A 23,946-nucleotide genomic window follows, 5' to 3' on the forward strand; every position below is an offset into this window, starting at 1 on the left:
CGCGAGCGGGGCTGAGCCCAGTAGATTGCCTGTCGAGGGGAGAGGTCGTGAGCACCGACGACGAGCTTTGCGAGATTGAGAGCAAGGGCGCGTGGGTTCTCATCCCTATCGATGACGCCCTCAAGCTCGGCCCGAGCGTCATCAAACGCTGCCCGCTATGTAACGGCAGGGTGCGAGCGCACAAGGAAAGCAACAACGGCATGCGCGCGCACTTCGAGCATTTTGAAGCTCACGCGGGGTGCCCGCGCTCAAGAGGGGCGCGGTTCTCCGGCAGAGTGACACGTCATCCGAGCGCGGTGGCATAGGACGAGAGGGACCCAATCCGTCATGAACGGACCTCTCACTGCCACCCTGCGCGTGCTGGAGCCGGCGCCGGGCGTGCTCGCCTTCTATGACGGGCGCATCCCCGGCGTGCGGCTGCACGGGCCGCAGGAGAACTGGCTGGACGATGGCGCCTTCGCCCTCGGCATCGCCTCCTATGCGGTGATCGATGGCGACGACGCCCTCGTCTACGACACCCACATCACCCTCGCCCACGCCCGCTTCATCCGCCGCACGCTGGAGGAGAAGGGCGCCCGGCGCATCCGCGTGGTGCTGAGCCACTGGCACGACGACCATGTGGCGGGCAACGCAGCCTTCGCCGATTGCGAGATCATCGCCAATCGCGAGACCGACGCCTTGCTCCGCGCCAACCGCGCCCGGCTGGAGGCGGCCGACCCGCCCATCAATCCTCTCGTCCTGCCCAACATTCTGTTCGAGGACCGCCTGTCGCTGATGATCGGCACCTTGCCCGTCGAGCTGGTCCATGTGGACATCCACAGCCGCGACGGCACCGTCGCGCTGCTGCCCGGCGGCATCCTTCTGGCCGGCGACACGCTGGAAGACCCCATCACCTATGTGGACGAGCCCGACCGCCTTGCCGCCCACCTAATTGGTCTGGAGCGTCTGGCGGCGCTGGGCGCGACGCGCATCCTGCCCTGCCACGGCGACCCGGACGTGATCGCCGCCGGCGGCTACGGGCCGGCGCTCATCGACGCGACGCGGCTCTATGTGGAGAAGCTGCTGCGGGTGAAGGACGAGCCGGCGCTAGCGGGGCTCGACCTGCGCACTTTTGCGGCGGAGGCCTTCGCGACGGGCGCGATCGCGTATTTCGAGCCCTATGAGGCGGTGCACCGGCGGAATGTGGAGGCGGTGGCGGCGCTGGGGTGAGCCATCGGCAGGCTCTCCCCTCCCCTTAATCCACGCCCTTCCCATTCCACCGCTTGGTCGTCGGCAGATCGAGGCCGAACAGATCGAGGGCGCGGGCGACGGTCTGGTCCACGATATCGAGGATGGACGTGGGCCGGTGGTAGAAGGCCGGCACTGGCGGCATGAGGATGGCGCCGTTGCGGGTGGCCTGCGCCATCAGCTCCACATGGCCGGCATGGAGCGGGGTTTCCCGCAGCAGCAGCACCACGCGGCGCCGCTCCTTCAGGCACACGTCGGCGGCCCGCACCACCAGCTCGTCATTGTAGCAATGGGCGATGCCGCTCAGCGTCTTGATGGAGCAGGGCGCGACCAGCATGCCCTCCGTCACGAACGATCCCGACGACACGGACGCCCCGATATCCTTCGGATTGTGGACGTGGTGGGCGAGCGCGCGCACCGCGTCCGGGGTGAAGTCGGTCTCGGCGATGACGGTGCGCGCCCCGGAGGCGGAGAGGACGAGATGGGTCTCGACCCCGCCCCGCTCCCGCAGAAGCTGGAGCGCGCGGATGCCGTAGATGGCGCCGGACGCGCCGGTGATGGCGACCACGAGACGTTTCATGGCTTCCTGTTTCATGGCCTCAATCCGGCAGCGCCAGATCCGACCAGATCGCCTCGGTCAGTTCCGTGAAGGCCGGGTCGCTGCGCATGGCGCGCATGTGCCGTGGCCGCGGCAGGTGGACCTTGTATTCGGCGAGGATGCGGGCCGGGCGGGCGCTGAACACCACCACGCGATCGGCCAGCGCCACCGCCTCCTCGATATCGTGGGTGACGAAGATGATGGAGCGGCGCTCCGCCTCCCACACCCTCAGCAGTTCGAGGCCCATGGCGATCTTGGTCTGGTAGTCGAGCGCGCCGAAGGGCTCGTCCATCAGCATCAAAGAGGGGCGATAGGCGAGCAGGCGCCCCAGCGACACGCGCTGGCGCATGCCGCCCGAAAGCTGCTTCGGCCACGCATTCTCGAAGCCTTCGAGCCGCAGCAGCTTGATGAGCCGCGCCACCTGCGCCGCCTGTTCGCCGGTGGGCGTGCCACCCAGCTCGGCGCCGACGCGGATGTTCTGCGCCACCGTCCGCCAGGGCAGCAGCGCGTCCTTCTGGAACATGAAGCCGACCTTGGGCGGCGGCCCGGTGACGGCCTTGCCGTCCACCTCCACCTGCCCGCCGGAGGGCGTCAGCAGCCCGCTTATGGCGCGCAGGATGGTGGATTTGCCCGAGCCCGACGGCCCCACCACGGCGACGAATTCACCCTCCGCCACATCGAGCGAGATGCCCGAGACCACCTCCAGCGGCGGCATGTCCGGCCGGGGGAAGGAGATGGAGAGATCTTTCAGCGCGGCACGGGGCCTCGGCGTTTCGGCGGTCAGCGCCAAATTGGTCAGCGCCAGGTCGGTCAGCGCCATGTGATCATCCTCCGCTCGACGAAGCCGACAAGCTGATTGGCCAGCATGGCCAGCACCATCAGCACGATGAGGCCGGTGAACACGCCGGTGGTGTCGAGCTGGCCGCCGCGGCTTTCCACGTACCAGCCGAGACCGCGATTGGCGCCGATCAGCTCGCCCACCACCGCGCCGATGAGGGCGAGGCCGATGCCGATGCGGAACGAGGCGAGGATCCACGGCGTCACCGCCGGCAGCAGCACCCGGCGCACCAGATAGAGGCGCCCGGCGCGCATGGACCGCATGAGGTCCAGATGGTCGGGATCGATGGTGCGGATGCCCTCCATGACGTTCATCAGGAAGATGAACACCACCATGGTGAAGGCCATCATGATCTTCGAGAACAGGCCGATGCCGAACCACAGGATGAACAACGGCGCCAGCGCCACGCGCGGCAGGCCGTAGAGCCCCATGATGACGGGATCGAGGGTGCGGGCGACCTCCGGCGCGCGGGCCAGCACGATGCCGAGCGGAATGCCGACCAGCGCCGCGAGGACGAGCCCGGCCCCCGCCTCCTGCAGCGTGGTGCTGGTGTGCAGCCACAATTCGCCGCTGAGGGCGAGCTCCCACAGCCGCGCCGCGATCAGGCTCGGCCGGCTGCTCCAGAACGGGTTGAACAGGGTGTGGGAGGCAAGCTCCCACAGGCCGAGCAGGACGGCGATGAGGCCGATCTGCCGCAGCCCCGTCGTGCCGATCCCGAAGGAGAAGCTCCGCCGTCCCGGCCGGGCGAAGGCCGGCCCGCGCGTGGTGATGCTGTCGCTCATGCGGCGCCTCATTTGGGCAGGTAGGAGAGGGCCACGATGTCGGCGTAGGGCACCGGCTTCAGCTTCGGCTCGGCGATCGTCATCATGGACATGAGGAAGTTGAAGCTCTCGGGCGACATGACGCCGTCCTTGGAGAGATAGCCGGAGGCCAGGTCATCGGCGAGCTGGGCGACCATGGCGTCGTCCTTCATCTCGGGAAACAGGGCCTTGATGGCCGGGTAGAGCACCGTCTTGTCCTGCTGGATCAGGCGCAGCGCCTTCACCACGGCCCGCGCCACCTTGCGCGCCTCTTCCGGGTGCGCCTTCAGCCACGTATCGGTGGCGATGAGGTCCTGCGCCGGATAAGGCAGCTTGCGGAAATCCTCGATGATCCGGTAGCCGCCCTTCTCGGCCATGACGATCTGGATATCGGGCGTCGAGAACATGCCGCCGGCGATGGCGCCGGCCTGGAGGGCAGCCTTCTGCGCGCCCGCGCGGCCCACCGAGAGCAGGACGAAGTCCTTGTCCGGGTCGAACCCCGCCTTGCGGATGGCATAGCGCACGGTGGTGTCTGTGAGGCTGCCGGCCGTGGTGATGCCGATCTTCTCGCCCTTGAGGTCGGCGATGCTCCTGGCGGTGGAATCCGCCTTGCCGATCAGCGCGTAGCTGTGCTGCTCGGCCAGCGCCACCAGCACCTTTCCGCCGAGGCCGCGATCCTGCAGATGGACCGCATGGTCGGCGGCGCAGATGCACAGATCGATGCTGCCCGAGGCGAGCGCCTGCGCCACCGGCCCGCCGCCCTTGAAGTCCAACCGCTCGTATTTGAGGCCCTCGGCGGCGAAGAAGCCCTTCTGATCGGCGACGAGGATGGGCAGGCCGCCGGCCGAGAGCTGGGCGACGCCGATCTTGAGCAGGTCCTCGGCCTTGGCGGCCACGGACGACAGGCCGGCCAGCGGCAGAAGCGCCGCGGCGAAAAGAAGAGACTGGAACCTGCGATGCATGTGTTCACCCTCTTGAAGAGTGGAAGAATGCTTCACCAACCTCAGGCGCTCTCGCCGATTCTGTTTTCCGGGCGATGTGTTCTTCTTTGTTACGTCTTCAGGACTGGCCGACTTGAATTGCCTATGGATTGGCCATGGCGGTCCGCGGGCGCCTCAGGCACCCGGCGGCTTGGCGGCGAACGGCGAGCCGCGCAGGCACATGGCGCCCTTCGGGTCCTGCCACAGGCGTTCGGTGGCGTGCAGATGGCCGAGCGCGCGGGCGATCACGGCGAAGTTGTAGTCGCTGAACGCTTCCGCGATATCCGTGTAATAGCGCGGCGCCTCGCCGATCATCTGCGCGATCTTCTCGGCCAGCGCCGCGACATCTTCCTCGCTCGCCGGGGCGCCGGGCTGGTCGGCCTTGCCGGACACGTAGTCTCCGATCTTCGCCGTGTCGGCATAGGCATAGGCGATGCGCTCGTAGCGCTCCTTCGGGATGCCCTCGGAGATGGTGGCATCGATGCCCACCTTCGCGGTGGTGGGCACCACGCCGGGCGGCGTCGGCGGCAGGCTCGGGTCGAGCGGTTTCCCGCGCGCGCCGGTGACGATCATGATGTCCTTGTCACCCTGCACGCGCGTGGCGATGGCCCATTCCACGTCCATGGGATTGAAGACGTCGATGTCGTCGTCCACCACCACCACATGCTTCAGGTCCATCACCGAAAGGGCGGCGAGCAGGGCGTTCTTGCCCTCCCCCGGCTGCTTCTTGATGGAGATGACGGCGTGCCAGAAGGCGCAGCCGCCGAGGGTGACGTTGATGTCCTTCACCTGCACGCCGGCGGTCTTCAGCGCCTGCCGGATGGCCGCATAGCGGGTGGGGGCGGCGAGCCAGGTGTTCTCCCACGGCATGTGGAGCGCGTAATAGACGGCATCCTTGCGCATGGAGACGGACTTGATGCGCACGATGGGGTTCCAGTGCAGCCCGCCCATGAGGCGGGTGAACTCGCCGAAGCGGCCTTCCGGATAGATCCAGCCATGGGGCAGGATCTCCGCCTCCAGGACGATCTCGGCGTCGGCGATGTAGGGCACGTCGATGGTGCGGCAGGGCGCAAGGTCCACCGGACCGCCGCGCAGGCCGCCAGAGATGGCCATCTCATCCACGCCGAGGGGCGCGCGGAAGCCCGAGCCCATGATCTCGTAGGGGTGGGTGCCGATGGAGATGGAGATGGGACACGGCCGGCCCGCCTCGTACGCCCGCTGCGCGAACAGGCGCATGTTGTTGGGCGTGACGATATCGATGCCGGTGAGGTTCTTTTCCTTGACGATGAAGCGGTAGATGCCCGCGTTGAGCCCGAACTCCGGATCGCGCGCGATCACCACGCCGGCGGTGATCATCGGGCCGCCGTCATAGATGGAGCTCATGGGGATGGGCAGCTTGTAGAGGTCGACCGCGTCGCCCTCCATCACCACTTCCTGCGTGGGAGAGGTGTTGACGATGTTGGGGTTGACCGGCCGGTCGATGGCCGCCCTCAGCTTCATCTCGATTTCGGGATAGGCGGTGCAGCCGAGCGACATGATGGCCCGCTTCTGCGAGCGGATGATGCCGGAGACGACGGGCACGTCGTAGCCGATGACGTTGTGGAAGAACAAAGCCTTGTCGGACTGGTCCACGAGCGTCGCGATGTGGCGGATGTCGATCGGCTGATGGAGGTCGATCAACTCGCCCTGATCGCGAAGCCGGCCCAGAAACTCGCGAAACGTCTCGGTATCGTGCCGCATCTGTCACGCTCCACACGCGCCACGTGCCGTGGACGCGCCATAAGAAAGGCCCGGCCTGCCGCCGAACCCCCGATCACTTCGACGGCGCCGCGCAGGCTCCAAGCCCGCAGCGAAACGACCCGCGCGTGATGGTCAGGTTTTGACTAGGGAAATCGGGACGCTTTGCAGTTGTCGCATCGGTCATGAGACGGAAACCCTTGCAAACGCGCACCAATGGAGGGCACGCATCTTGACCGATGCTTTGGGGACCGGTCAGGCGCTGCGGGATCAACACTCAATAGGCTGCCGTGGCACGGATGACCGCGCCGCGAGGCTCAGGCACCAAAGGATGCCCCGTCGTGCCGAAGGCACCCGCTTTGGAGTACCCGTCGACCCGAGCGATGTCAGTTTTTACGTTGGTGAAACGCGGTCTCCGCCCGCCATGCGGGGTCGGCCGGAGACCAGCGACCACGGAAGACATAATACATAGCTTGATATGTAAGTCTATATAATCGTCATGCCTGAATATTGGGCAGACAATCACCCGCGCCGCTTGATATCCGCCTCAAGCCGCTCCGTGAGATCGATCAGCATGTCCCGCAGGGCCATCTGGGCGGCCAGATCGAGCCCCTCTAGGGCGACGCTGTTCACCTCGGCGGCGTTGCGGACGGCATCGCGGGCGAGGCGGACGCCTTCCTCGGTAAGATGGATGGTGGCGAGCCGCCCGTCTTCCGCGCTCTGGCGGCGGGTGATGAGGCCGTCGCGCTCCATGCGCTTCAGGGTATTGGCCATGGTGGCCTGCTCGATGCGCACCACCTCGCACAGATCGCGCTGGCTCATGCCGTCCTGGGCGAGCAGTTCCACGGCGATGGGATATTGGCCGGGGAGGATTCCATCCGGCCCGTTGCGCACCTTCAGGGACTGGGCGAGCAGCCGCGCCAGCAGGCTGATGAGATAGCCGAGCGTCATCCGGTGCTGCGGGGCGACCTCGAAGCCCTCCGGCGCCTGCGTCTCCTGCGCCTGATGCTTGCCTTTGGCCGCCATCATCACCCCTCCGCTCGATTGCAGACCCGTCCGGGCGGGCGTCGAGCACCGCGCACCATCTTCCGCAGCCCTGCGGGCCGCGTCCCCCCTTTCGGTTTTAGAGGGAGAGGCGCCGGATTTCCAAGGCCCCGCTCGCCGGCCCCCTCCGGAGCCGCAAGCCGGCACCGCGACTGGACCATTCTTGGGCAGCGCCTTGTGAGCCTCCCACCAAAACCGCCCGCTTTTGCGACAGCCATGCATTACACAATTGATTTACATCGATAAATTTTTTCATAGCGTGCTATCTATTTAGCCTTCTCCCTACCGGTTACCTTCTGTAGGCTTCTCACCAGTCAGCCGAGAGGTGATGAGCGTGACCGAGGAGCGCGACAGCGACCGGGGGTCGGAAGCGGGGCATGTCCTCGAAATTCCGAGCGCGACCCTGAAGGGCCGGCAGGCCTACGACCTGCTCCGGCGCGAGATCGTCTCCTGCCGCATTCTGCCGGGCACGCGCTTCACCGAGGCGGAGCTGATGGAGCGGCTGGAGATCGGCAAGGCCAGCTGCCGCATCGCCCTCCAGCGGCTCATTCAGGATGGCTTCGTCGCCTCCATGCCGCGCCACGGCTACCGGGTCACACCCATCACCGTGAAGGATGTGGAAGAGGTCTTCGCGCTCCGCCTCGTGCTGGAGCCGCTGGCCGCGCGCGGCGCCGCCGGACGGGTCAACCGCGCCCATCTGGAGCGCCTCGAACAGGCCTGCCGGGTGAAGCTGCCCACCGACGTGGGCAACCAGATCGACTTCTTCCTCGAAGCCAACCGCAGCTTCCACATGGCCATCGCGGAGGCCGCCGGAAACCAGCGCCTGTGCCGCACGCTTTCCGGTCTCCTCGACGAGATGACGCGCCTCGTGGCGCTCGGCTTCGGCGTGCAGGGCGTGCGCCCCAACATCGCCAACGATCACGTGCTGCTCATCGAATATCTGTCGGCCGGCGATGCGGCGGCCGCCGCCGAGGTGGCACGGCGGCATGTGGAGACGTTCCGCGAGATGACCATGGAAAAGGTCATCGCCTCGCTCCGGGATTCCGCCGCGGTGGTGCCGGTTTCCCCGCTCTCCAGCCTGAGCGGGAGGGAGCGGTGAGCGTCGTTCAGTTGGAAAGCGTCGGCAAGAGCTTCATGCGCCGCGACGGCGAGCAGCTCGAAGTGCTGCGCAACATCGATCTCGACGTGCCGGAGCGCTCCATCGTCGCCCTCGTCGGCGCCTCGGGCTGCGGCAAGAGCACTTTGCTCAACATCGTCGCCGGCCTCATCCCGCCGGATCAGGGCACGGTCTATCTCAACGGCCAGAAATCCAGCGCCTTCAGGGACTGGCGCAGCATGACCTACATGTTCCAGGAGGACCGGCTGTTCCCCTGGCGGACAACCGCGCAGAACATCGCCCTCGGCCTCGAGGCCGCCGGCATGCCGCGCGCGGAACGGCGCGATCGGGTGATGCAGGTGCTGGAGCTGGTGGGGCTCGAAAAGTTCGCCGACTCCTTCCCCCACGAACTCTCCGGCGGCATGCGCTCGCGCGCCGCGCTGGGGCGCAGCCTCGTAACCGAGCCCTCGATCCTGCTCATGGACGAGCCCTTCTCCAAGCTCGATCCCTCGATCCGCACGCAGATGCACGACGAGGTGCTGCGCATCGCCGCCCTCCGGCAGATGTCGGTGCTGTTCGTCACCCACGACGTGGAGGAGGCGGTGGTCCTCGCCAACAAGATCGTGGTGCTGATGCCGCGGCCCGGACGGGTGAAGGAAACCCGCGAGATCGACCTGCCCTACCCCCGCAATCCGCTCTCTCCTGAGGTCGCCGAGGAGGTGCGCCTGCTGCGCCTCAGCCTGTGAGCTTAAAGCCCGCAGCCCAAAGCCCCCTTGCCCCATTCCGCCGCGTCCGTCCTCCTTCTCAGAAGCCGAGCCAGATGAAGCGCTCTCCCCTCCAGATGACCCAGGACCGCCGGCTGCGCCTCATCGGCCTCAGGCTGCTGCTCCTCATCGTCGTGATCGGCATCTGGGGGATCGGCTCTCTCGGGGCGCCGGCCTTCATCCTGCCGAGCCCGCGCCGGGTGTTCGGGGTGTGGACGCAGCTCGTCATCACGCCTGGCTTCTGGGCGGATTTCGGCATCACCTTCTACCGCATCGCCATGGGGTTCATCTTCGCCACCGTGGTGGGCGTGGTGCTGGGCCTCCTGCTCGGGGCGAGCCGCACGCTCGGCGACTTCTTCCAGCCCTTGCTGGTGGTCATCAACACGGTGTCCTCGTCCATCTGGGCGATCTTCGCGCTCATCTGGTTCGGCCTGTCCAACTGGTCGACCATCTTCGTGGTGTTCATGACCGCGATGCCGCTCATCCTCACCAATGTCTGGCAGGGCACGAGCACGGTGAACCGCGATTTCATCGAGCTGGCGCAGACGTTCCGCATGTCGCGGCTTCAGGTTCTTCTGAAGATCTACCTGCCCACCATCCTGCCCCAGTTCTTCGCCGGCGCGCGCCTCGCCTTCGGCTTCGGAGCCCGCGTCTCCATCGTGGCGGAAGCGCTCGGCGCGTCGAGCGGCATCGGCTATCGGCTGCGGCAGGCGGCAGACCTCGTGCAGACGGACCAGGTGTTCGCCTGGACCCTCACCCTCGTCATCCTGATGATCTTCATCGAGGCGGTGCTGCTGAAGCCCCTCGAAACCCGTCTCTTCGCCTGGCGCAAGCCGCGCCCGGCCTGACATCCATAAAGACAAGAAACATTACAACCTTCCATTACGGGGATTCGATATGAAGCGTCTTGCTCTACTGGCCGCGGCAGTCGCAATCGGCCTCTCATCTCTTCCCGCTGAGGCCGCGAAAGTGCGGATCGGATACTGGAGCTCCGGCGTCAGCCTCGGCTTCGGCTCCTTTCTGGAAGCCGGCAAGTTCATGGAAAAGCAGGGGCTCGAAGCCGAGTTCGTGAAGTTTCCGGATGTGAACGCGCCCACGAAGGCCATGGCGGCCAGCGCCATCGACTTCGCCATCGGCGCGAGCGCCGGCAGCGCCTTCTCGGTGGCCGCCGACGGCCTGCCCATGAGCATCGTGCTCGCCACCCAGGTGGCCGACCTCGACTTCGTGGTGATGGCGGATTCCCCCATCACCAAGATGGAGGAGCTGAAGGGCAAGAAGATCGGCATGTCCCCGTCCGGCAGCGCCACCGCGGCCATCAGCTCGGCCATCCTCATCAAGAATTACGGCATGACTGCCGGAGATTTCGAGGCGGTGCCCGGCGCTGATCCGCGCCTCGCGCAGTTCCTGGTGCAGAAGAACATCGACGCCGCCGCCTTGCGCACCGTCACCATCGCCCTTCTGCCGGACGTGAAGCTGCGCAAACTGTCCACCTTCCGCGCCGAGTGGGCGAAGATCACCGGCAAGCCGGCCGCGCCCGTGCTCGGCGTCGGCCTCATGCGCAACGAGTGGATGAAGGCGAACCCCGAGGCCGCCGCCAAGGTAATCGCCGGCATGCGCAACGCCTTCGAGGCCGGCAAAGCGGACAAGGCCGCCGTCGCCAAGGCCCTCATGGCCGCCGGCAACATCCCCGAGGATGACGCCAAGGCCTACGCCGCCCTGTGGGACGGCATCTACACCGTCTCCATGGAGCCCGCCGACATCGCGTCGATGAAGGCCGAGTTCGAAGTCTTCAAGAGCGTCGGCGCAGTAAAGGGCGACCTGCCCGACGCGGCCCTGAATCCTTCTCCCTATGAAGCATCCAAGGCCATCAAGTAGTCGCCCTGGCGCAAAAGCCGCCACGACGTCCCCAAGAAACGTTCCAAGCAGAGAGAAAGAGAAATGACAAAAACGATGAAGGCCCTGCTGCTGAAGCAACATGGCGACGTGAGCGATCTCGTGGTCGTCAACGACTATCCCGTCCCCAGCCCCAAGCCGGGCGAGGTGGTGATCCGCGTCGGCGCGTCGTCCTTCAACTATCACGACGTGTTCACGGTGAAGGGCATGCCCGGCATCAAGGTGCCGCTGCCCGTCATCATCGGCCTCGACATGGCCGGCGAGATCGTGGAGCTGGGCGAGGGCGTCACCGGCTGGTCGGTGGGCGACCGGGTGCTGGTGAACCCGCTCAACCCCAAGGTGGGGCTGATGGGCGAGATGATGGACGGCGGCATGGCGGAATACTGCGCCGTCACCGCCGGCCAGCTCATCAAGATGCCCGACGGCGTGAGCTTCACCGACGCCGCCTCGCTGCCGGTGGCCTACGGCACCGCGCACCGCATGCTCGTCACCCACAACACGGTGAAGGCGGGCGACAAGGTGCTCATCCTCGGCGCCTCCGGCGGCGTCGGCACGGGCTGCGTCATGCTCGCCAAGCAGATGGGCTGCGAGGTGATCGCCTGCGCCGGCTCCGACGACAAGATGGCCCGCCTGAAGGAGCTGGGCGCCGACCACGTCGTCAACTACCGCACCACGGACTTCTCCAAGTGGGCGGTCGAGAAGTACGGCAAGCCCCAGCGCCGCACCTATGAGGGCGGCGTGGACGTGGTGGTGAACTTCACCGGCGGCGACACCTGGGTGCCCTCGCTGCGCTGCGTGAAGCGCGGCGGCACCATCCTGGTCTGCGGCGCCACGGCCGGCCACGATCCCAAGGAAGATCTGCGCTACATCTGGAGCTTCGAGCTGAAGGTCATCGGCTCCAACAGCTTCTACCACGAGAACCTCTCCGCCCTCATGGACATGATCCAGAAGGGCGAGCTGAAGCCGGTGGTGGACAAGGTCCTGCCGCTTGAAGAGGCCGCCGAGGGCCTGCGCATGATCCGCGACCGCGAGGTCATGGGCAAGATCGTCGTCACCCCCTGAGAGGCTGCCATGTCTGACGCTCCCCTGACCAAGGAACAGGTCGAAGCCCTCCTGCTGAAGGGCCCCTTCCACCAGTGGCTCGGCCTCACCGTCGAGGACGTGGGCGAGGGCACCATCCGCCTGCGCGCCAAGTGGCGCCCGGAATGGGTGGTGAATGCCGACCGGGGCTACGCCCATGGCGGCATCCTCGCCACTTTGGTGGACCTCACCGCCGACTGGGCGCTGGTGTCCAAGACCGGCCGCGGCGTGCCCACCGTGGACCTGCGGGTGGACTACCACCGCGCGGCCATGCAGCACGACCTCATCTGCGTGGGCAAGGTCATCAAGTTCGGCGGCCAGCTCTGCGTCTCCGAGGCGCAGATCCTGGACGAGGACGGCAAGCTGCTCGCCTCCGGGCGCGGGGTCTACATGATCCCGCCCAAGGCCTGAGGAGGAAACCCGTGGCCGCGCTCGACCATGTGGTGATCAACACCCTCAAGTCCATGGACGCGGCCGCGGACCTCTTTGCGGCGCTGGGCTTCACGCTCACGCCGCGGGGGCACCATTCGCTCGGGTCCATCAACCACCTGATGATGACGCCCGGCGCCTATCTGGAGCTGGTGGGGGTGCCGGACACCGGCCGCCAGCGCCAGGAGGTGCTGGACAGCCCGTTCGGCCTCAACGGCCTGGTGCTGCGCACCTTCGACGCCGACGCCACCCGCGACCGCCTCGCGGCCTCGGGCTTCGCCCCGGCGGGGCCGGTGGCCTTCTCGCGGCCGGTGGAGGTGGACGGCGTGGAGCACGACGCCCGCTTCCGCACCGTGCGCTTCCCGCCGGAGACCTTCCCCGCCGGCCGCGTCTATTTCTGCGAGCACCTGACGCCGGAACTGGTCTGGCGGCCGGAATGGATGGCCCATCCCAACGGCTTCCTTGCCATCGACAGCGTCACCGTCTCCTCCGCCGAGCCGGAAGAAGAGGCGCGCCGCCTCGCCACCGCGTTCGAGAGCACGGCGACGCCCGCGGAAAGCGGCTGGCGCATGCCGCTGGACGATGCCGACGTGCTGGTGGTGCCGGGCGAGACCGCCGGCTTTCGCACCGCCACGCTCCGCTTCTCCAGCCTCGATGACATCGCCGCGCGTGCCCAGAGGCGGAGCGATGCCGGATGGCAGGCGCTCGGCACTGACGCGGGCGTGCTCAGCCTGCCCGCCTTTGATTTGAACCTGACCTGCAGGAGCAGCCGATGAGCTTGCCCGCGAACCTCGGGGATTTCGTCTGCCGCACCAATGCGCCGGACCACCCGCTGCTCATCGGCCTTGATTTCGACGGCGGCACCACCGTGCTCACCCGCGCCGCCTTCGACGCCCTCGCCGATGCCGTGGCCCGCGGCCTCCTCCGCCAGGGGCTCGTGCGCGGCGACCGCATCGCCATCCTCGCGGCCAACCGCCCGGACTATGTGGCGGTGGTGATGGGCGCCATGCGCGCCGGCATCGTGCCGGTGCCGGTGAACTTCAAGTTCCCCGCCGCCACCATCGCCGACGTGATCGCCGATTGCGGCGCCCGCCTCGTGATCCATGACGGAGAGCGCCGCGCGCTCCTGCCCGCCACGCCGCCCGAGGGCATCACCTTCGTGGACTTCGACGGCACCGGGCCGGGCACGCTCGCCGGCCTCCTCGATCCCGGCCCGTTCGAGCCGGTGGTTCCGGCGCCCGACGAGCCGGCGCTCAGCCTCTACACCTCCGGCTCCACCGGGCGGCCGAAGGGCGTGCTGCTCTCCCACGCCGCCCACCGGTGGGTGGCGGACACCCGCCGCACCGAGACCGACCTCTCCCGCGAGCGCATGCTGATTGCCGCGCCGCTCTATCACATGAACGCGCTGGCGCTGGCGCTGCTCGCCTGCGCCTCCGGCAGCACGGCGGTGATCCTGCCCCAGTTCCGCGCCGTGCCCTATATCGAGGCCATCGCCAGCCACGGCTGCACCTTCCTCACCGCCGTGCCGCCCATGATCGCCATGATGCTCCGGGAGAAGGCGGCGCTGGCGCAGGCCGACCTCTCCGGCGTGCGCATGCTGCGCATGGGCTCGGCGCCGGTGACGGATTCGCTGGCCCAGCAGATCCGCCAGCTACTGCCCAACGCCGCCATCATCAATGCCTATGGCACGACGGAAGGCGGGCCCATCGTGTTCTCCGGACATCCGGACGGGCGGCCCGTGCCCATGGGCTCGGTGGGCTATCCCCATCCGCAAGTCGCCGTGCGCCTCGTGGGGCCGGAGGCGCCGGAGACCGGCGAGCTGGAGATGAAGAGCCCGGCGGTGATGCTCGGCTATCACAACCGCCCCGACGTGCGCTCGCCCCTCACGGCGGACGGCTTCTACCGCACCGGCGACGTGTTCCGCCGCGACGCGGATGGCTTCTATTATTTCCTCGGCCGCACCGACGACATGTTCGTCTGCGGCGGCGAGAACATCTTCCCCGGCGAGGTGGAGGCGGTGCTGGACCGCCATCCGCAGGTGCTGCAATCCTGCGTCGTGCCGGTGCCGGATGATATCAAGGGCGAGAAGCCCGTGGCCTTCGTGGTGCGCCGCGCCGGCGCCGACATCAGCGAGGAGGCCCTGAAGCAGTACATGCTATCCAACGCCCCCGCCTATCAGCATCCGCGCCGGGTCTGGTTCCTCGACCAGATGCCGCTCGCCTCCACCAACAAGATCGACCGCAGCGCGCTGAAGCGGCGCGCGGTGGCCGAACTGAGCGCCGTGGGGAGCCCGGCATGAACGTCATCTCCCCGCCCCGCGCCGTCCCGGACCAGGCGTGGGTGGCCGAGGCCATCGCGCGCATCGAGGCGGACATCAACCGCTCGGCGGACACCCACCTCATCCGCATCCCGCTGCCGCGCGTGCCGGGCATCACGCTCTATCTGAAGGACGAATCGAGCCACCCCACCGGCAGCCTCAAGCATCGGTTGGCGCGTTCGCTCTTCCTCTATGCGCTGTGCAACGGCTGGATCGGGCCGGACACGACGATCATTGAATCCTCGTCCGGCTCCACCGCCATTTCGGAAGCCTATTTCGCCCGGCTGCTGGGCCTGCGTTTCATCGCGGTGATGCCCCGGCGGACCTCGGCGGAGAAGGTGGCGGCCATCGCCTTCGAGGGCGGCGAGCCGCACCTCATCGACGGCTGGAACACCTCGCAGGAGGCGCGCCGGCTCGCCGAGGAGCTGGACGGCCATTACATGGACCAGTTCACGTTCGCCGAGCGCGCCACCGACTGGCGCGGCAACAACAACATCGCCGAGAGCATCTTCTCGCAGATGGCGTTCGAGCCGTACCCGATCCCCGACTGGGTGGTGTGCAGCGCCGGCACCGGCGGCACGGCGGCGACCATCGGGCGCTTCATCCGCTATCGCAAGTTCCCCACGCGGCTGTGCGTGGCCGACCCGGAAGCCTCCGTCTTCCACCGCCACTATGCCGACCGCTCGGTGATGCAGGTGGATGCCTGCAAGAGCGTCATCGAGGGCATCGGCCGCACGGTGGTGGAGCCCTCCTTCATCCCCTCGGTGGTGGACCGCATGGCGGTGATCTCCGATGCGGCGAGCATCGCCGCCGCCCGGCGGATCAGCGCCGTGATCGGCCGCGCCTGCGGCGGCTCCACCGGCACCAACATCTCCGCCTGCGTGGACCTCATCGAGGCGATGGCGGCGCAGGGGAAAGGCGGGTCCATCGTGACCCTCTTGTGCGATTCCGGCGTGCGCTACCGCTCCACCCTGTATGACGATGCCTGGCTCGCCGAGCACGGCATCGATTTGTCGCCCCACATCGCGCGGCTCGATGCCGTATTCGGCCCTCAGCCGTGAGTTCCTCCTTCTTCGGGACCGCACCATGACTGCGTCGTTCGATTGGTCCGCCGGCTATCCCTCGCGGCGCCTGCCCGTGTTCGGCAACAATGTGGTCTCCACCTCCCATCCCCGGGCGGCGCAGGCGGGGCTGTCCATGATCGCGCGCGGGGGCAATGCGGTGGACGCCGCCATCGCCGCCGCTGCCGTGATGGCCATCGTGGAGCCGTGCAGCAACGGCCTCGGCTCGGACGCCTTCTGCATCCTGTGGGACGGCAAGGGCCTGCACGGCCTCAACGCCTCCGGCTTCGCCCCCGCCGCCTGGACGCCCGACTACTTCCGCGCCAGGTACGGCGCCGACGCCAAGACCCTGCCCCAGCGCGGCTGGGATGCGGTGACGGTGCCGGGCGCGGTGGCGAGCTGGGTCGCCCTCTCCGAGCGTTTCGGCAAGCTGCCCTTCGCGGACCTCATGGAGCCGGCCATCGCCATCGCCGAGCGCGGCTTCCTCGTCTCCACCAACGTGCAGCACAAATGGGCGGCGGCCGCGACCCTGCCCCAGCTCACCGGCCAGCCAGGCTTCAAGGAGGTGTTCCTGCCCAAGGGCCGGGCGCCCTTCGTGGGCGAGCATGTGCGCATGCCGGGCGCGGCCCGCGCGCTGCGGCTGATCGGCGAGACGAAGGGCGAGGCCTTCTATCGCGGCGAGATCGCCGACGCGCTGGAGGCCAACGCCAAGGCCAATGGCGGCGCCCTCACCGCCGCCGACATGGCCGCCTATGCCCCGGAATGGGTGACGCCCGTCGCGCAGGACTATCGCGGCTACACGGTGCACGAGATTCCGCCCAACGGGCAGGGCATCACCGCGCTGATGGCGCTGGGCATCCTCTCCCATTTCGACCTTCAGGGCCTTACAGCCGATAGCGTGGAGGCGCAGCACCTCCAGATCGAGGCCATCAAGCTCGCCTTCGCCGATGTCTATCGCTACGTGGCCGATCCCAGGGCCATGGAGATCAGCCCGGCGGACATGCTGGACAAAGACTATCTCGCCGGCCGCGCCCGCCTCATCGACCCGCGCCGCGCGCAGCGCTTCGCGCCGGGCAATCCGGTGCGCGGGGGCACCATCTATCTCACGGCGGCGGACGCCTCGGGCATGATGGTGAGCTTCATCCAGAGCAACTATCAGGGCTTCGGCTCCGGCGTCGTGCTGCCGGAATGGGGCGTCTCGCTGCAGAACCGCGGCTTCGGCTTCAGCCTGAACCCGGAGCGCGCCAACGTGGTGGCGCCGCGCAAGCGGCCCTTCCACACCATCATTCCCGGCTTCCTCACCAAGGACGGCCAGCCGGTGATGAGCTTCGGCGTCATGGGCGGCAACATGCAGCCGCAGGGCCATGTGCAGACGCTGGTGCGCATGCTCGATTTCGCCCAGAACCCGCAGGCCGCCTGCGACGCGCCGCGCTGGCGCTTCGACGAGGGGCTGTCCATCAACCTCGAACCGGGCAACACGCCGGAGCTGCTGGACGGCCTCGCGGCTTTGGGCCACGAGGTGGCCGTGCTCAACGACACCTATCAGGATTTCGGCGCCGGCCAGTTCATCTGGCGCATGGGCGATCCGGCCGTCGAGGGCTACGCCGCCGCGAGCGATCCGCGCCGCGACGGGCAGGCGGCGGTGAGCTGAGGGGCCGACTGTCGGTTGAACGGAGCGGGCGCTTCAGGCGCCCGCATACCACGAAGCCACGGGCTTGAGCCTCACCCCGCCCGCGACAGCTCGCGCCCGGCCTTGGCCTTGCCCAGCAGGCCTTCCACCTTCGCCACGATGGCGTTGGCGTCGAGGCCGGCTTCGGCGATCTGGCGGGCCTGGGTGTCGTGGTCGATATAGACGTCGGGCAGCACCATGGAGCGCACCTTGACGGTGCCGCGATCCAGGACGCCCTCGTCGGTGAGGAATTGCAGCACCTGGCTGCCGAAGCCGCCGATGGAGCCCTCTTCCACCGTCACCAGCGCGGAATGGCCGGACGCCAGCTTCAGTGCGAGATCGCGGTCGATGGGCTTGGCGAAGCGGGCATCGGCCACCGTCACGGCAAAGCCCGCCGCCTCCAGCCGCTCCGCGGCCTCCAGCGCGGCGGCAAGGCGGGTGCCCAGCGAGAGGATGGCCACATCGCCTTCGCCGGTGCCGCGCACCATGCGGCCCTTGCCGATGGGCAGCGCCTCGGCCCGGTCGGGCCGCTCCACGCCCACGCCCTCGCCGCGCGGGAAGCGCACGGCGGACGGGCCGTCGTCATAGGCGACGGCGGTGGCGATCATGTGCATCAGCTCCGCCTCATCGGCGGGCGACATCAGCACCATGCCGGGCAGGCAGCCGAGATAGGCAAGATCATAGGCGCCCGCATGGGTCGCCCCGTCCGCCCCCACGAGGCCGGCACGGTCCACGATGAAGCGCACGGGCAGGCCCTGCAGCGCCACGTCGTGGATCACCTGGTCATAGGCCCGCTGAAGGAAGGTGGAATAGAGCGCGCAGAAAGGCTTGAAGCCTTCCGCCGCGAGGCCGCCCGCGAACGTCACCGCATGCTGCTCGGCGATGCCCACGTCGAAGGTGCGGTCGGGATAGGCCTGCCCGAACAGGTCGATCCCGGTGCCCGAGGGCATGGCGGCGGTGATGGCCACGATCTTGGGATCGCGCCGCGCCTCGGAGATCAGGCTCTCGGCGAACACGCGGGTGTAGGACGGGGCGTTGGACTTGGCCTTCACCTGCGCGCCCGTCACCACGTCGAACTTCACGACGCCGTGGTACTTGTCCGCGCTCTGCTCGGCCGGGCCGTAGCCCTTGCCCTTCTGGGTGACCACATGGACGAGGATCGGCCCCGTCTTGGCGTCCCGCACGTTCTTCAGAACGGGCAGCAGGTGGTCCAGATTGTGCCCGTCGATGGGGCCGACATAATAGAAGCCCAGCTCCTCGAACAGCGTGCCGCCGGTCCAGAAGCCGCGGGCGAACTCCTCGGCCCGCTGGGCGCCGCGCTCCACGAACTTGGGCAGGTGGCCGGCGATCTGCTTGCCGATCTCGCGCAGCGAACGATAGGTCTGGCCGGAGATGAGCCGCGCCAGATAGGCCGACATGGCGCCCGTGGGCGGGGCGATGGACATGTCGTTGTCGTTGAGGATGACGATGAGGCGCGAATCCATGGCGCCGGCATTGTTCATGGCCTCATAGGCCATGCCCGCCGACATGGCGCCGTCGCCGATCACCGCCACCACGTTCCGCTCGCCGCCGCCAAGGTCGCGCGCCACGGCCATGCCGAGGCCGGCCGAGATGGAGGTGGAGGAATGGCCGGCGCCGAAGGGGTCGTATTCGCTCTCGGCCCGGTTAGTGAAGCCGGAGAGGCCGCCGCCGGTGCGCAGCGTGCGGATGCGCTCGCGACGCCCGGTGAGAATCTTGTGGGGATAGCACTGGTGGCCCACGTCCCAGATCAGCCGGTCGTGGGGGGTGTTGAACACGTGGTGCAATGCCACCGTCAGCTCGACCACGCCGAGGCCCGCGCCCAGATGCCCGCCGGTGACGGAAACCGCATCGATGGTCTCGGCGCGCAGCTCGGCCGCAAGCTGGGCCAGCTTCTCTTGGGGCAGCCGCCGCACATCTGCGGGTTCGCGGATGGTATCGAGCAACGGGGTCTTCAGCAAAGTCACGGACCACTCCGACCGGAACGAACCGGGAAACCGAGCCTTACACAGGGGCTCGCTGGTATGCAACGTACAAAGGAAGGCGCTACGGCGGCTTTCCGGTGACCTTCGTCTAGGTCAGAAATCTATACGTGCGGCGGGGCATTCCGGCGCACTCCATCGAGGCAGCCGGCGAATTTTCCGGCCCGGATGGCGACGCGGTGGAGGTCGAACAGCGCCAGCGCCAGCGCGCAGCCGGCCCCCAGCCAGAGGAGCCGAGAGGCCCGCCCGCCGGCGGCGCCGTATTTCTCGCGCACATAGAGTTCCGAGTGCATCTTGGCGCGGTTGATGCGGAAGGTCTGGCCGAAGGAGGGCGTGCTGGAGCGCCCGCCCGCATGGGTCACCCGTGCCTCCGTCACCACCACGATGGGGATGCGGCGGGCCAGCGCGCGGAGCGAGAGGTCGTCATCTTCATGGTAGAGGAATATGGCCTCGTCGAAGCCGCCAAGCTCGAGGAAGGCGGCGCGGGACACCATGAAAGCGGCGCCGTGGACGAAGCGGGTGCAATAATCCCCCGCAATCTCCTCCGGCGCGAGGCGCGCGCTGCGCGGTACCTTCTCCAGGATGGAGCCTTCCTTGCGCATGAGGCGGCCGTTCTCGCCCACGATGGCCGGCATGAGAATGGACGGCGCGCCATAGAGCCGTGCCGCCGCCAGCAGGCGGGGGATGGTATCCGGCCCCAGCACCGCATCGGGATTGAGGAACAGCACATAGGGTGTCGCCGCCCGCCGGGCGCCCGCATTGCAGGCCGTGCCGAAGCCGGCATTCACCGGCATGGCGAGAATGTCGGCGGGGCGGGCGAGCGTCGCGGTCCAGGCGGTCCCCTGGGGGCTCGCATTGTCCACCACCACCACCGGGCATTCGGCCGGAACGCTCGCCACCGCCCGGCCGATGACGGCCGAGCTGTTGTAGGTGACGAACACGACCGTCACGTCGGCGGGACCGGGCCTTGGGCCGTCCTCATCGGATTGGGCCTCCGCCACGGTCGAAAAGGGGCGCGTCATGCGCGCTCTAGTGCAGCGGAACGCCGGCAAACTCAAGGCCGAGGGTGGCGAGCCCCTCCAGCGCGTGGTCCGGCGTCAGCCGCGTCATGCAGCCATGGCCGTGGGCGCATTGGGCGATATCGCTCAGCAGGCACGGCGCGCAGCTGGCATGGGCGCTCAGAACCGCCACGCGCGGGCCGGCCGGTGCCCAGCTCTCGATATCGGCAAGGCCGGAGAAGAGGCAAAGGGTCGGACGGCCGAGCGCGGCGGCCATGTGGGCCGGCGCGGAATCCAGCGCCACCACGGCCCGCGCCCCGTCGATGACAGCGGCGAGCCCGGCCAGATCCTGCCGGCCGGCCAGGTTGACCACGCGATCCGCCGGCAGGCCGGCAGCGATGGCGGCGCACAGCGGCTCTTCTTCCGCCGTGCCGGTGAGCACAAGGCCGAGGGCGCCAACGCCCAGCAGCCGCTCCGCCAGCGCCCGCCAATTCTCCATGGGCCAGAGCTTGATGGCGAGGCGGGCGCCGGGGGCGAGCACCACATAGCCTTCGGGAAAATCCGGCAGAACCGGCAGCGCACCGAGGGGGATGGGCGCCGCGGGATCGGCCTGAACCGCCCGAAAGGCGCTGGCCAGCACCTCGGCGAGGGCGGAGAGGCGCACCCCCGCCGGCAGCGGCGCCAGCAGGCCGCTTGCGCGAGCCGAGGCCTCCATCTCCGGCAGAGCGAGGTCGAGATCATGGCGGGTGCCGAGCCCGGCGAAGCCGACGCGAAACCCCACAGGCAGCGCGGCGAGCAGCGCGCGGGCATCGTCGGCGTGGCGCAGGTCGATGGCGATGTCGGCGGCCGGCAGATCAAGCGCCGCAACCGCCGCCAGCGCCGCGTCCGGGACGGAAGCGGGCGGATGCCCCCGCGCCGGATAATAATCGAAGCCGTGCACCGCATCGAAGAGGCCGGTCGCGGCGGCGAAGTCGCGCATGAAAGGAGCGCACAGAAGCGTCAGGCGGGAGGCGGGGAAGGCCTCACGAAGCCGCCGGATCGCCGGCAGCGCGGTGACGAAATCCCCGGCGTGATCGAGCTTCACCACCAGGAGCGACGGCGCCGGACCAAGCGCGGCGAGGCGAGCCAGTGGGCTGTCCCAAAGGCCGGGCGCGAAGCTGGGCAAAAGCTCCGGGACGGGCTGCGCCGGCTCCGCCTCGGCCGGGGGCAGCACCGGACGTTCGGGCACCGAGGGGGACGCCGCATCGCCGCCCGTCGGCGCCGATGGCCTCCACATGGCGGTCAGCAGATCCCGCAGCCTCGCCATGCCCTCTCCATGCCCGCCGCGTTGAGGGGCCTGCCCGCCGCCCCTGCCCTGCCGAGGTGCGACGGCTCCATTATCCCGGCGCCTGCCGTTGCCGCAACTAGCCACGCCCGGCCATCTTCGCTAGAAGGCGCCCCATGCACGACGCCGAGGGAACGCTCGCAGGCCCCACCGCCGGGACCGACGCCGAAGCGCGCGGTATCCCGCCCCAGGACGCGGACGCGCGCGCCCGGGTTCGCCGCCGCCACGTCTTCTTCATCGCCGGCTTCGACCCCATGGCGGTGGAGGGACACCACCGCATTTTCGTCCGCGAGCTAAAACGCTTCGGCGACGTGTGGAATGTGCGAACCCACTGCCGCGACTCGGCCCCCATTCCGACCCCCACGGGCGGTTTCTGGCGAACCGAAGCTGACGGCCCCAACTGGCACACCGATACTACGTTCGAAAACCTCGGGTGGCATGACCTGACTCGGGCTGACATGGGCCGTTCCGTCTGGAGTCACATGAAGGGCTCGGTGCGGGCCATGGCGGACATGGTGTCGAGCGGCACCATCGCCAATTACTTCCGCTCCAGCCGGCGCTACGGCCTGTTCTTTCTCTTCACCTACATGCTGCTCGCCGTGTTCTGGGGGCTGGCCGCGACGGCCGGATTCATTGTATATCAATGGCTTGTGGCGTTCGGCACCATGGTCGCAACGGTCGCCGGCCTTGCCGTGACCCTCGCCGGCGGGCTCCTTTTGATGCGCTGGCCGGGGCGCCGCTTTCGGCTGAAGCAGTCGCTGGATCTCGCTGAATTCTCGGTGGATTTCGTCCGCGGCCGGCATCCCCAAGTGGAAGCCCGCATCCGCGCCTTCGCCGACCGTCTGCGGGCGGTGGAAGCGAAGGCGGCGGCGCAGGGCGTGGACGAGATTATCGTTTCAGGCCATAGCCTTGGCGCCATGCTCGCGGTCAGCGCGGTTGCTGCCGCGCTCGCTGCCGACCCCGCCTTCGGCACCCGCGCGCGGGTGCGCATCCTCACCCTCGGCTCAACCACCGCCAAGTTCGCCCTGCACCCCGCCGGCGGACGTTTTCGCGAGGCGGCAGAACGGGTTGCGGCGGCGGAGCAGATCGGCTGGGTGGAGGTGCAGTCGCGCGACGACATCGTCTCCTTCTACAAGGTGAACCCCGTCACCCTGGGTCCTGTCAGCTTCGCCCCGGTGCTGCTGCCGCCGGGGGACTATTCGCTCAAGCCATTGATCCGGCATGTGGAAATCCGCCAGATGATCTCGCCAGCCATCTACCGCCGCCACTGGTTCGACGTGATGCGCCTGCATTGCCAGTGCTTCCTCGCCGGCGACATCCGCTCCACCCACGATTTCTACGCCTATGTGTGCGGGCCCCTCTCATTCGACGTTTTGGCCTCGCATACCAATAGCTTACGGGCCTATCTGCTGCCCGACGGAACCCTGCGCCCCCTCGTCGTCGACGCGGCCGGCTGCATCCTCCCTCTCCCGGAATCCGAGACCGCCGCATGAGCCTCCTGACCTTCGCCAAGATCGCCTGGGCCGTGGGCGTCGTATCCTGGTACGTCCTGCGTATCCCCTTCGAACGAAAGGCGAAACGCCAGCGCGTGGCGGATGCGCGGCACCGCAATCTGCGCGAGATGATCCTTCTGTCCATCTCCACGCTGGGGCTCGGAATCATCCCCGCGATCTATGCGGCGACGGGCTTCCCCGGGTTCGCCGCCTACCCGCCGACTGGGCTTCAGGTGGTGGCGGGCGTGGTGGTGTTCGCGGGCTCGCTCCTGCTGTTCTGGCGCACCCACCGTCAGCTTGGGAAGTATTGGTCGGTGACGCTGGAGATCAAGGACAAGCACGAGCTCATCACGTCGGGGGTGTATGAGAAGGTGCGCCACCCCATGTATTCAGCCTTCTTCCTGTGGGCTCTGGCGCAGGTGCTGCTTCTGCCGAATTTCATCGCCGGACCGGCTGGCCTGATCGGCTTCGGCATCCTCTTCTTCTTCCGCGTCGGGCGCGAAGAGCAGATGATGCGGGAAGCCTTCGGCGCCGAGTATGACGCCTACGCCCGGCGCACCAAGCGCGTCATTCCCGGCATCTACTGAACAGACCGGGA

The 23,946-nt window shown here is 68.1% G+C and carries 23 protein-coding genes; 14 read left to right on the plus strand and 9 right to left on the minus strand.

Translation table 11 applies throughout. From position 1 onward, the window contains the following. The first annotated feature begins 47 nt into the window (after positions 1 to 47). The gene (locus D7006_RS15435) at positions 48 to 305 is read left to right on the plus strand and encodes a hypothetical protein (RefSeq protein WP_237353650.1); all 258 of its coding nucleotides are present in this window, start codon (positions 48 to 50) and stop codon (positions 303 to 305) included. A 22-nt stretch (positions 306 to 327) separates the two neighbouring features. Then, complete coding sequence (locus D7006_RS15440; RefSeq protein WP_237353651.1) at positions 328 to 1,209, plus strand: MBL fold metallo-hydrolase; 882 nt, start codon at positions 328 to 330, stop codon at positions 1,207 to 1,209. 25 nt (positions 1,210 to 1,234) lie between these two features. On the opposite strand, the gene D7006_RS15445 is transcribed toward D7006_RS15440, so the two are convergent. From D7006_RS15445 to D7006_RS15470, 6 genes are all read right to left on the minus strand, one after another. After that, positions 1,235 to 1,807: a UbiX family flavin prenyltransferase gene (locus tag D7006_RS15445; protein WP_237356923.1), complete on the minus strand. Its 573-nt coding sequence runs from the start codon at positions 1,805 to 1,807 to the stop codon at positions 1,235 to 1,237. A 19-nt stretch (positions 1,808 to 1,826) separates the two neighbouring features. Further along, positions 1,827 to 2,645: an ABC transporter ATP-binding protein gene (locus tag D7006_RS15450; protein WP_237353652.1), complete on the minus strand. Its 819-nt coding sequence runs from the start codon at positions 2,643 to 2,645 to the stop codon at positions 1,827 to 1,829. Then, positions 2,636 to 3,445, minus strand: a complete 810-nt coding sequence (locus D7006_RS15455; RefSeq protein WP_210257728.1) for an ABC transporter permease — start codon at positions 3,443 to 3,445, stop codon at positions 2,636 to 2,638. The genes D7006_RS15450 and D7006_RS15455 overlap by 10 nt, the downstream gene beginning before the upstream one ends. Before the next feature lie 8 nt (positions 3,446 to 3,453). Next, complete coding sequence (locus D7006_RS15460; RefSeq protein ID WP_237353653.1) at positions 3,454 to 4,425, minus strand: ABC transporter substrate-binding protein; 972 nt, start codon at positions 4,423 to 4,425, stop codon at positions 3,454 to 3,456. Positions 4,426 to 4,578: 153 nt separating this feature from the next. Further along, positions 4,579 to 6,183 carry a UbiD family decarboxylase gene (locus tag D7006_RS15465; protein WP_237353654.1) on the minus strand — a complete coding sequence of 535 codons (1,605 nt, stop codon included), beginning with the start codon at positions 6,181 to 6,183 and terminating at the stop codon, positions 4,579 to 4,581. Positions 6,184 to 6,702: 519 nt separating this feature from the next. After that, positions 6,703 to 7,209, minus strand: a complete 507-nt coding sequence (locus tag D7006_RS15470) for a MarR family winged helix-turn-helix transcriptional regulator (protein WP_237353655.1) — start codon at positions 7,207 to 7,209, stop codon at positions 6,703 to 6,705. A 343-nt stretch (positions 7,210 to 7,552) separates the two neighbouring features. Here D7006_RS15470 and D7006_RS15475 point away from each other — a divergent pair, with 343 nt between their 5' ends. The 10 genes from D7006_RS15475 to D7006_RS15520 all read left to right on the plus strand — a co-directional run bounded on the left by D7006_RS15475 (position 7,553) and on the right by D7006_RS15520 (position 17,515). Then, positions 7,553 to 8,323: a GntR family transcriptional regulator gene (locus D7006_RS15475; RefSeq protein WP_229644906.1), complete on the plus strand. Its 771-nt coding sequence runs from the start codon at positions 7,553 to 7,555 to the stop codon at positions 8,321 to 8,323. Next, positions 8,320 to 9,066: an ABC transporter ATP-binding protein gene (locus tag D7006_RS15480; protein WP_237353656.1), complete on the plus strand. Its 747-nt coding sequence runs from the start codon at positions 8,320 to 8,322 to the stop codon at positions 9,064 to 9,066. The genes D7006_RS15475 and D7006_RS15480 overlap by 4 nt, the downstream gene beginning before the upstream one ends. Positions 9,067 to 9,140: 74 nt before the next feature. Next, positions 9,141 to 9,932, plus strand: a complete 792-nt coding sequence (locus D7006_RS15485; protein ID WP_229644907.1) for an ABC transporter permease — start codon at positions 9,141 to 9,143, stop codon at positions 9,930 to 9,932. 121 nt (positions 9,933 to 10,053) lie between these two features. Beyond that, positions 10,054 to 10,959, plus strand: a complete 906-nt coding sequence (locus tag D7006_RS15490) for an ABC transporter substrate-binding protein (RefSeq protein ID WP_237353657.1) — start codon at positions 10,054 to 10,056, stop codon at positions 10,957 to 10,959. Positions 10,960 to 11,022: 63 nt separating this feature from the next. Further along, positions 11,023 to 12,039, plus strand: coding sequence for a zinc-binding dehydrogenase (locus D7006_RS15495; RefSeq protein WP_237353658.1), 1,017 nt, complete (start codon positions 11,023 to 11,025; stop codon positions 12,037 to 12,039). Positions 12,040 to 12,048: 9 nt separating this feature from the next. Then, a complete protein-coding gene (locus D7006_RS15500; RefSeq protein ID WP_169122793.1) occupies positions 12,049 to 12,468 on the plus strand; it encodes a PaaI family thioesterase in 420 nt (139 codons plus the stop codon). Between the two features lie 11 nt (positions 12,469 to 12,479). Beyond that, positions 12,480 to 13,262: a VOC family protein gene (locus D7006_RS15505; RefSeq protein ID WP_237353659.1), complete on the plus strand. Its 783-nt coding sequence runs from the start codon at positions 12,480 to 12,482 to the stop codon at positions 13,260 to 13,262. Next, positions 13,259 to 14,785, plus strand: a complete 1,527-nt coding sequence (locus tag D7006_RS15510; RefSeq protein WP_237353660.1) for a class I adenylate-forming enzyme family protein — start codon at positions 13,259 to 13,261, stop codon at positions 14,783 to 14,785. The genes D7006_RS15505 and D7006_RS15510 overlap by 4 nt, the downstream gene beginning before the upstream one ends. Then, positions 14,782 to 15,864 carry a PLP-dependent cysteine synthase family protein gene (locus D7006_RS15515; RefSeq protein WP_237353661.1) on the plus strand — a complete coding sequence of 361 codons (1,083 nt, stop codon included), beginning with the start codon at positions 14,782 to 14,784 and terminating at the stop codon, positions 15,862 to 15,864. The genes D7006_RS15510 and D7006_RS15515 overlap by 4 nt, the downstream gene beginning before the upstream one ends. A gap of 25 nt (positions 15,865 to 15,889) precedes the next feature. Then, complete coding sequence (locus D7006_RS15520) at positions 15,890 to 17,515, plus strand: gamma-glutamyltransferase family protein (protein ID WP_237353662.1); 1,626 nt, start codon at positions 15,890 to 15,892, stop codon at positions 17,513 to 17,515. 71 nt (positions 17,516 to 17,586) lie between these two features. Here D7006_RS15520 and dxs read toward each other — a convergent pair whose 3' ends face one another. From dxs to D7006_RS15535, 3 genes are all read right to left on the minus strand, one after another. Then, positions 17,587 to 19,518 (minus strand): 1-deoxy-D-xylulose-5-phosphate synthase, encoded by a 1,932-nt coding sequence (dxs, locus tag D7006_RS15525; protein WP_237353663.1) that lies wholly within the window; start codon positions 19,516 to 19,518, stop codon positions 17,587 to 17,589. A 119-nt stretch (positions 19,519 to 19,637) separates the two neighbouring features. Then, positions 19,638 to 20,555: a glycosyltransferase family 2 protein gene (locus D7006_RS15530; RefSeq protein ID WP_237353664.1), complete on the minus strand. Its 918-nt coding sequence runs from the start codon at positions 20,553 to 20,555 to the stop codon at positions 19,638 to 19,640. 7 nt (positions 20,556 to 20,562) lie between these two features. Next, positions 20,563 to 21,837 (minus strand): glycosyltransferase family 9 protein, encoded by a 1,275-nt coding sequence (locus D7006_RS15535; protein ID WP_237353665.1) that lies wholly within the window; start codon positions 21,835 to 21,837, stop codon positions 20,563 to 20,565. 134 nt (positions 21,838 to 21,971) lie between these two features. Here D7006_RS15535 and D7006_RS15540 point away from each other — a divergent pair, with 134 nt between their 5' ends. Together D7006_RS15540 and D7006_RS15545 are read left to right on the plus strand one after the other, a co-directional pair. Then, on the plus strand, positions 21,972 to 23,348 hold the full coding sequence (locus D7006_RS15540) for a hypothetical protein (RefSeq protein WP_237353666.1): 1,377 nt from the start codon (positions 21,972 to 21,974) through the stop codon (positions 23,346 to 23,348). Continuing rightward, positions 23,345 to 23,935, plus strand: a complete 591-nt coding sequence (locus D7006_RS15545; protein WP_169122801.1) for a protein-S-isoprenylcysteine O-methyltransferase — start codon at positions 23,345 to 23,347, stop codon at positions 23,933 to 23,935. Before D7006_RS15540 ends, D7006_RS15545 begins: the two co-directional genes overlap by 4 nt. Positions 23,936 to 23,946: the final 11 nt, after the last annotated feature.

The organism is Xanthobacter sp. YC-JY1, from assembly GCF_021730305.1.
Taxonomy (GTDB): domain Bacteria; phylum Pseudomonadota; class Alphaproteobacteria; order Rhizobiales; family Xanthobacteraceae; genus Xanthobacter; species Xanthobacter flavus.

What these genes read in the sequence shown, in the direction of transcription:
- D7006_RS15520 (WP_237353662.1), top strand. Translation starts at nt 15,890, where the DNA reads ATGACTGCGTCGTTCGATTGGTCCGCCGGCTATCCCTCGCGGCGCCTG.
- D7006_RS15465 (WP_237353654.1), bottom strand. Translation starts at nt 6,183, where the DNA reads ATGCGGCACGATACCGAGACGTTTCGCGAGTTTCTGGGCCGGCTTCGC.
- D7006_RS15495 (WP_237353658.1), top strand. Translation starts at nt 11,023, where the DNA reads ATGACAAAAACGATGAAGGCCCTGCTGCTGAAGCAACATGGCGACGTG.
- D7006_RS15475 (WP_229644906.1), top strand. Translation starts at nt 7,553, where the DNA reads ATGAGCGTGACCGAGGAGCGCGACAGCGACCGGGGGTCGGAAGCGGGG.
- D7006_RS15445 (WP_237356923.1), bottom strand. Translation starts at nt 1,807, where the DNA reads ATGAAACGTCTCGTGGTCGCCATCACCGGCGCGTCCGGCGCCATCTAC.
- D7006_RS15535 (WP_237353665.1), bottom strand. Translation starts at nt 21,837, where the DNA reads ATGGCGAGGCTGCGGGATCTGCTGACCGCCATGTGGAGGCCATCGGCG.
- D7006_RS15485 (WP_229644907.1), top strand. Translation starts at nt 9,141, where the DNA reads ATGAAGCGCTCTCCCCTCCAGATGACCCAGGACCGCCGGCTGCGCCTC.
- D7006_RS15455 (WP_210257728.1), bottom strand. Translation starts at nt 3,445, where the DNA reads ATGAGCGACAGCATCACCACGCGCGGGCCGGCCTTCGCCCGGCCGGGA.
- D7006_RS15470 (WP_237353655.1), bottom strand. Translation starts at nt 7,209, where the DNA reads ATGATGGCGGCCAAAGGCAAGCATCAGGCGCAGGAGACGCAGGCGCCG.
- D7006_RS15440 (WP_237353651.1), top strand. Translation starts at nt 328, where the DNA reads ATGAACGGACCTCTCACTGCCACCCTGCGCGTGCTGGAGCCGGCGCCG.
- D7006_RS15530 (WP_237353664.1), bottom strand. Translation starts at nt 20,555, where the DNA reads ATGACGCGCCCCTTTTCGACCGTGGCGGAGGCCCAATCCGATGAGGAC.
- D7006_RS15500 (WP_169122793.1), top strand. Translation starts at nt 12,049, where the DNA reads ATGTCTGACGCTCCCCTGACCAAGGAACAGGTCGAAGCCCTCCTGCTG.
- D7006_RS15510 (WP_237353660.1), top strand. Translation starts at nt 13,259, where the DNA reads ATGAGCTTGCCCGCGAACCTCGGGGATTTCGTCTGCCGCACCAATGCG.
- D7006_RS15450 (WP_237353652.1), bottom strand. Translation starts at nt 2,645, where the DNA reads ATGGCGCTGACCGACCTGGCGCTGACCAATTTGGCGCTGACCGCCGAA.
- D7006_RS15460 (WP_237353653.1), bottom strand. Translation starts at nt 4,425, where the DNA reads ATGCATCGCAGGTTCCAGTCTCTTCTTTTCGCCGCGGCGCTTCTGCCG.
- D7006_RS15540 (WP_237353666.1), top strand. Translation starts at nt 21,972, where the DNA reads ATGCACGACGCCGAGGGAACGCTCGCAGGCCCCACCGCCGGGACCGAC.
- D7006_RS15545 (WP_169122801.1), top strand. Translation starts at nt 23,345, where the DNA reads ATGAGCCTCCTGACCTTCGCCAAGATCGCCTGGGCCGTGGGCGTCGTA.
- D7006_RS15515 (WP_237353661.1), top strand. Translation starts at nt 14,782, where the DNA reads ATGAACGTCATCTCCCCGCCCCGCGCCGTCCCGGACCAGGCGTGGGTG.